Source organism: Pseudomonas sp. RW407 (assembly GCF_003176655.1).
In the GTDB taxonomy this organism is placed as follows: domain Bacteria; phylum Pseudomonadota; class Gammaproteobacteria; order Pseudomonadales; family Pseudomonadaceae; genus Pseudomonas; species Pseudomonas delhiensis.
Map to the genome: position 1 here is coordinate 488,874 of NZ_QGSL01000091.1, position 5,673 is coordinate 494,546.

A 5,673-nucleotide genomic window follows, 5' to 3' on the forward strand; every position below is an offset into this window, starting at 1 on the left:
GCCACCCACGCCCGCGTGGTCTGGCGCCTGATGCCGCTGCTGCTGGTGTGCTACGTATTCGCCCACCTGGACCGCATCAACATCGGCTTCGCCAAGCTGCAGATGAGCGCCGACCTGCACTTCAGCGACACCGTCTACGGCCTGGGCGCCGGGTTGTTCTTCGTCGCCTACGCGCTGTTCGGCGTGCCCAGCAACCTGATGCTGGAACGCGTCGGCCCGCGCCGCTGGATCGCCTTCCTGATGGTCACCTGGGGCCTGCTGTCCACCGCCATGCTGCTGGTGCAGAACGCCGCCGGCTTCTACACCCTGCGCCTGCTGCTGGGGGTGGCCGAAGCCGGCTTCTTCCCCGGCATCCTGGTGTACCTCAACCGCTGGTTCCCGGCGCGCCGCCGCGCCGGCGTCACCGCGCTGTTCGCCATCGCCGTGCCCATGGCCGGGGTGGTCGGCGGGCCGCTGTCCGGCGGCATCCTCGAGGGCTTCCACGACTTCCTCGGGCTGCGCGGCTGGCAGTGGATGTTCCTCATCGAGGGCCTGCCGGTGGTGCTGCTGGGCCTGCTGGTCTGGCGCTGCCTGCCGGAGAGCTTCGAGCGCGTGGCCTGGCTGAGCGAGGCGCAGAAGGCCGGCCTGCGCGAGGAGATGCAGGGCGAGGAGCAGCGCAAGCAGATCACCTCCTTCGCCGGCATCCTGCGCGACAGCCACGTCTGGCTGCTGGTGGCCATCTACTTCGCGGTGATGCTGGCGGTGAACACCCTGGCGTTCTGGATGCCCAGCCTGATCCACGGCGCCGGCATCGGCTCCGACGGCCGCGTCGGCCTGCTCAGCGCCCTGCCGTACCTGGCCGGCTGCGTGTTCATGATCGCCCTGGGGCGCTCCTCCGACCGCCGCCGCGAGCGCCGCTGGCACCTCGCCGTGCCGCTGCTGCTGGCCGCCGCCGGCCTGGCCCTGACGGGCCTGGCGCCCACCAGCGCGCCGCTGGTGCTGGCCGGGCTGGTGCTCGCCGGCATGGGCGCCAGCGCCGCCCTGCCGATGTTCTGGCAGTTGCCGCCGGCCTTCCTCGGCAACCGCGCCCAGGCCGCCGGCATCGCCCTGATCAGCTCCTTCGGCAGCATCGCCGCCTTCGCCGCGCCCTACTTCATCGGCTGGATGCGCGACACCACCCACAGCTCCAGCCTGGCCCTGTACCTGCTGGCCATCCTCATCGCCCTCGGCGCCGCCCTGGTCCTGCGCACCCCGGCCGCCGTGGTCAACCCCCGCTAGAGAGACATTGCCATGCTCGACTCCACCCTCATCCAGGAAGCCGCCGCCCGCCTCGACGCCGCCGAGCGTTCGCGCCAGCAGGTGCGGCAGTTCTCCCTCGACTACCCGGACATCGCCATCGAGGACGCCTACGCCATCCAGCGCGCCTGGGTGGCTCGGAAGATAGCCAACGGCCGCGTGCTCAAGGGCCACAAGATCGGCCTGACCTCGCGCGCCATGCAGGTCTCGTCGAACATCACCGAGCCGGACTACGGCGCGCTACTGGACGACATGTTCTTCGACGAGGGCAGCGACATCCCCTTCGAACGCTTCATCGTGCCGCGGGTGGAAGTGGAGCTGGCGTTCATCCTCGGCAAGCCGCTGAAAGGCCCGAACGTCACCCTGTTCGACGTGCTGGAGGCCACCGAGTGGGTGATCCCGGCGCTGGAGATCATCGACGCGCGCATCCAGCAGGTGGACCCGCAGACCAAGGCCACCCGCAAGGTCTTCGACACCATCTCCGACAACGCCGCCAACGCCGGCGTGGTCATGGGCGGCCGCGCCGTGCGGCCCGGCGACATCGACCTGCGCCGCGTGCCGGCGATCCTCTACCGCAACGGCGTGATCGAGGAATCCGGGGTCTCCGCCGCGGTGCTCAACCACCCGGCCAAGGGCGTGGCCTGGCTGGCCAACAAGCTGGCCCCCTACGACGTCACCCTGGAGCCCGGCCAGGTGATCCTCGGCGGCTCCTTCACCCGCCCGGTGGCCGCAGCCCCCGGCGACACCTTCCACGTCGACTACGACCAGCTCGGTAGCATCTCTTGCCGGTTTGTATGAGGTGATGGCTGCAGGCGGCAGGCCATAGGCTGCAGGCGAAGAGCGCTCTGGCCTGAAGCCTGAAGCCTGCGGCCTGCAGCCCTTCCAGGAGCTTTCCATGCACATCCCCCTCAATACGTTCAAACAACGCCTGCAATCCGGCGACGCGCAGATCGGCCTCTGGCTCGGCCTGGCCGACCCGTATTGCGCGGAGCTGGCGGCCAATGCCGGCTTCGACTGGCTGCTGCTCGACGGCGAGCACGCGCCCAACGACCTGCGCAGCCTGCTCGGCCAGCTGCAGGCGGTGGCGCCCTACCCGGCGCAGCCGATCATCCGCCCGGTGGTCGGCGACACGGCGCTGATCAAGCAGTTGCTCGACATAGGCGCACAGACCCTGCTAGTGCCCATGGTGGACACCGCCGGACAGGCCGCCGAGCTGGTCCGCGCCATGCGCTACCCGCCGTTCGGCGTGCGCGGCGTGGGCAGCGCCCTGGCCCGCGCCTCGCGCTGGAACAGCATCCCCGGCTACCTCGACGAGGCGGACGCGCAGATGTGCCTGCTGGTGCAGGTGGAGAACCTCGAAGGCCTGGCCAACCTCGACGCCATCGCCGCGGTGGACGGCGTCGACGGCGTGTTCATCGGCCCGGCCGACCTCAGCGCGGCCATGGGCCACCGCGGCAACCCGGGGCACCCGGACGTGCAGGCCGCCATCGAGGACGCCATCGTCCGCATTCAGCGCGCCGGCAAGGCCGCCGGCATCCTCAGCGCCGACGAGAAGCTGGCCCGGCGCTACCTGGAGCTGGGCGCGAAGTTCGTTGCCGTGGGCGTGGACACCAGCCTGCTGATGCGCTCGCTGCGCGAGCTGGCCGGCCGGTTCAAGGGCGGCGCCCAGGCACCGGCCCCCTCCGCCCCTTCGGTGTATTGAGCCCCGCCCCACCGAGAGGTCGCCTGAGCGGCCGTACGGAAAGTCCTACCAGGCTCCACGGCGGACGGGCAGTCCGCCGTGGGGCCTTTCGTTATCGGCCATGGGAAGCGACGCGGGCCGCCGGCGACGGCCCGATTCCTGGCGCGGGCATAAGTTAATATATTAACTATCATTCGCACGACCGCCCCTCCCTGGAGAACCGCCGATGTCCCACTTCCTTCGCCAGCAGACCAGCCTTACCCTGACCCTCGCCATGCAGGCCCTGCAGGCCGCGCTGAACCGCGCCGAAGAGCTGCAGGCGCGGGTCAGCATCGTCGTGGTCGACGCCAGCGGCCTGCCGGTGCACAGCGCGCACATGGACGCGGCGCCCGCGCCGTCCCGCGACATCGCCCTGAGCAAGGCGCGCACCGCCGCCGCCTTCAACCTGCCCACCCGCGACTGGCAGGCGCGTCTGGAGCGCTGCTCGGACGCGGTGCGCCAGGGCCTGCCGCTGCAACCGGGGCTGGCCCTGTACGGCGGCGGCGAGCCCTTGCGCCTGTCCGGCGAGGTGATCGGCGCCATCGGCGTGTCCGGCGCCGCCGAGGAACTGGACTGCAGCTGCGCCCGCGCCGCCGTCGAGCACGTGCGCAGCCTGCTGCAGGGCTGACGCCGGCCTGTCAGCCCCGGACAAGAAGCCGGGCAGCCTGGATCAAGACAAACAGCGTCGCGCGGGCCCTAATAGGCCATCCGCGCGACGCCAGTCGCACCCCTTTCCCTCCGGTTCCAGGCTGCAGTCATGATCAACATCGAGACCCCCACCTACTACACCGCGACCAAGAAGTACAACCTCGCCTTCCCCTCTCTGGAGGCGGACCTGGAGGCCGACGTGGTCGTGATCGGCGGCGGCTTCTCCGGCATCAACACCGCGCTGGAGCTGGCCGAGAAGGGCATCACCGACATCGTCGTGCTGGAGGCGCGCTACCTCGGCTTCGGCGGCACCGGGCGCAACGGCGGGCAGATCATGGCCGGCATCGGCCACGACCTGGAGAAGATCCGCAAGGACGTCGGCGAGGACGGCCTGCGGCAGATCTTCGAGATCAGCGACATGGGCGCCGATATCATCAAGGAGCGCATCCGCAAGTACGACATCGACGCCGATTTCTGCCACGGCTACGGCTACATGGGCTTCAACGCCCGCCAGGCGAAGACCCTGCGGGCCTGGGAGCGCGAGTTCAAGTCGCTCGACTCGCGCCACGAGATCCGCTACCTGGACGGCTCCGAGGTGCGCCAGATCATCGGCTCCGACGCCTACTCCAGCGCCCTGCTGCACATGGGCGGCGGCCACGTGCACTCGCTCAACCTGCTGCTCGGCGAGGCCAAGGCCCTGGCCGGCCACGGGGTGAAGATCTTCGAGTACAGCCCGGCGCTGGACGTGACCTACGGCGAGCGCATCACCGTGCGCACCGCCAAGGGCTCGGTGAAGGCCAGCAAGCTGCTCTGGGCCTGCGACAGCTTCCTCAACAAGCTGGAGCCGGAACTGCACAAGAGCACCATCAACACCTACGCCTTCCAGATGATGACCGAGCCGCTGCCGGACGAACTCATCCAGCGCATCAGCCCGATCCGCGGCGCCTACAGCGACATCCGCCCGGTCATCGACTACTACCGCGTGACCAACGAGAACCGCCTGCTGTTCGGCGCCGCCACGCCCTTCATCGAGCACATCCCGCGCGACCTCAAGGCCTGGAACCGCAAGCTGATGCTGAAGATCTTCCCCTACCTCGAGAACGTGAAGATCGACCTCGCCTGGGGCGGCCCCATGGCCTGCAGCCCCAACCTGTTCCCGCAGATCGGCGCCCTGCCCGGCCGCCCCAACGCCTTCTTCGTGCAGGGCTACTCCGGCTTTGGCGTCACCCCCAGCCACATCATCTGCAAGGTGCTGGCCGAGGGCATGAGCGAAGGCTCGGCGCGCTACGACCTGATCAGCTCGGTGAAGCGCATCCGCGTCCACGGCAAGGACCAGGTCCGCCCGCTGCTGCTCAGCGCCGGCAAGACCTGGCACCAGGTGTCCGGCTACTGGACCGGGCGGCGCTGAAGCCTCTTTTCCCTTCACTTGCACAGGAGCAAGCACATGGCACTCACCCCCATCAAGCAAGGCATCACCCTCGACCAACTGGACGCCTGGGGCACGGTGGCCGACCTCGGCTCGGAAATCCTCGAGGGCGAGGTCCGCGCCTTCGGCAAGATGACCGCCGGCGCCCCCACCGACCCGGTCAGCGCGGCCTACTTCGGCACCACCGGCGGCAAGTTCCGCATGACCTACCCGTTCAACGAGCAGGCCACGGTGGTCAGCGGCGAGGTGCGGCTGACCGACGAATCCACCGGCCAGAGCCAGCTGTACAAGGCCGGCGACAGCTGGTTCGTGACCAAGGGCACGGCGGTGCTGTGGGAGGTGCCGGGCGAGGGGTTCGTGAAGCACTATTACGCGGTGGTTTGAGGCCTGGTTCGGGAACTTGAAGAGCCCCTCTCCCCAGCCCTCTCCCTGAAGGGAGAGGGGGCTTGTCCGTGCCGGCGTCGACAATGGTTTTAGCCGGCAGCTCTGGAGCTGCCGGCTGACGCTGGAAAACCCAGCCACTCCGAACGGTCCCCTCTCCCTTCAGGGAGAGGGTTAGGGAGAGGGAAACAAGCTCTCCTCAGGCACCTGGCCCCACCCCCAC

General features: G+C 69.3%; 6 protein-coding genes. All 6 read left to right on the plus strand.

Features of this window, described 5'->3' with window-relative positions; genetic code table 11:
• A partial coding sequence (locus DK254_RS14500; protein WP_109934675.1) for an MFS transporter occupies positions 1-1,257 on the plus strand: 1,257 nt, incomplete at its 5' end.
• A gap of 12 nt (positions 1,258-1,269) precedes the next feature.
• Positions 1,270-2,073, plus strand: coding sequence for a 2-oxo-hept-4-ene-1,7-dioate hydratase (gene hpaH, locus DK254_RS14505; RefSeq protein WP_109934320.1), 804 nt, complete (start codon positions 1,270-1,272; stop codon positions 2,071-2,073).
• Between the two features lie 97 nt (positions 2,074-2,170).
• Positions 2,171-2,977, plus strand: coding sequence for a 4-hydroxy-2-oxoheptanedioate aldolase (hpaI, locus tag DK254_RS14510; RefSeq protein WP_109934321.1), 807 nt, complete (start codon positions 2,171-2,173; stop codon positions 2,975-2,977).
• A gap of 205 nt (positions 2,978-3,182) precedes the next feature.
• On the plus strand, positions 3,183-3,623 hold the full coding sequence (locus tag DK254_RS14515) for a heme-binding protein (RefSeq protein WP_109934322.1): 441 nt from the start codon (positions 3,183-3,185) through the stop codon (positions 3,621-3,623).
• 129 nt (positions 3,624-3,752) lie between these two features.
• Positions 3,753-5,051, plus strand: coding sequence for an FAD-binding oxidoreductase (locus DK254_RS14520; RefSeq protein WP_109934323.1), 1,299 nt, complete (start codon positions 3,753-3,755; stop codon positions 5,049-5,051).
• 36 nt (positions 5,052-5,087) lie between these two features.
• Entirely contained in the window at positions 5,088-5,453 is a 366-nt protein-coding gene (locus DK254_RS14525) for a cupin domain-containing protein (protein WP_109934324.1), read from the plus strand.
• The last annotated feature ends 220 nt before the right edge of the window (positions 5,454-5,673 follow it).

Bases quoted from the DNA above. Each gene is read 5' to 3' on its own strand.
- hpaH (WP_109934320.1), top strand. From the start codon at position 1,270: ATGCTCGACTCCACCCTCATCCAGGAAGCCGCCGCCCGCCTCGACGCC.
- hpaI (WP_109934321.1), top strand. From the start codon at position 2,171: ATGCACATCCCCCTCAATACGTTCAAACAACGCCTGCAATCCGGCGAC.
- DK254_RS14515 (WP_109934322.1), top strand. From the start codon at position 3,183: ATGTCCCACTTCCTTCGCCAGCAGACCAGCCTTACCCTGACCCTCGCC.
- DK254_RS14520 (WP_109934323.1), top strand. From the start codon at position 3,753: ATGATCAACATCGAGACCCCCACCTACTACACCGCGACCAAGAAGTAC.
- DK254_RS14525 (WP_109934324.1), top strand. From the start codon at position 5,088: ATGGCACTCACCCCCATCAAGCAAGGCATCACCCTCGACCAACTGGAC.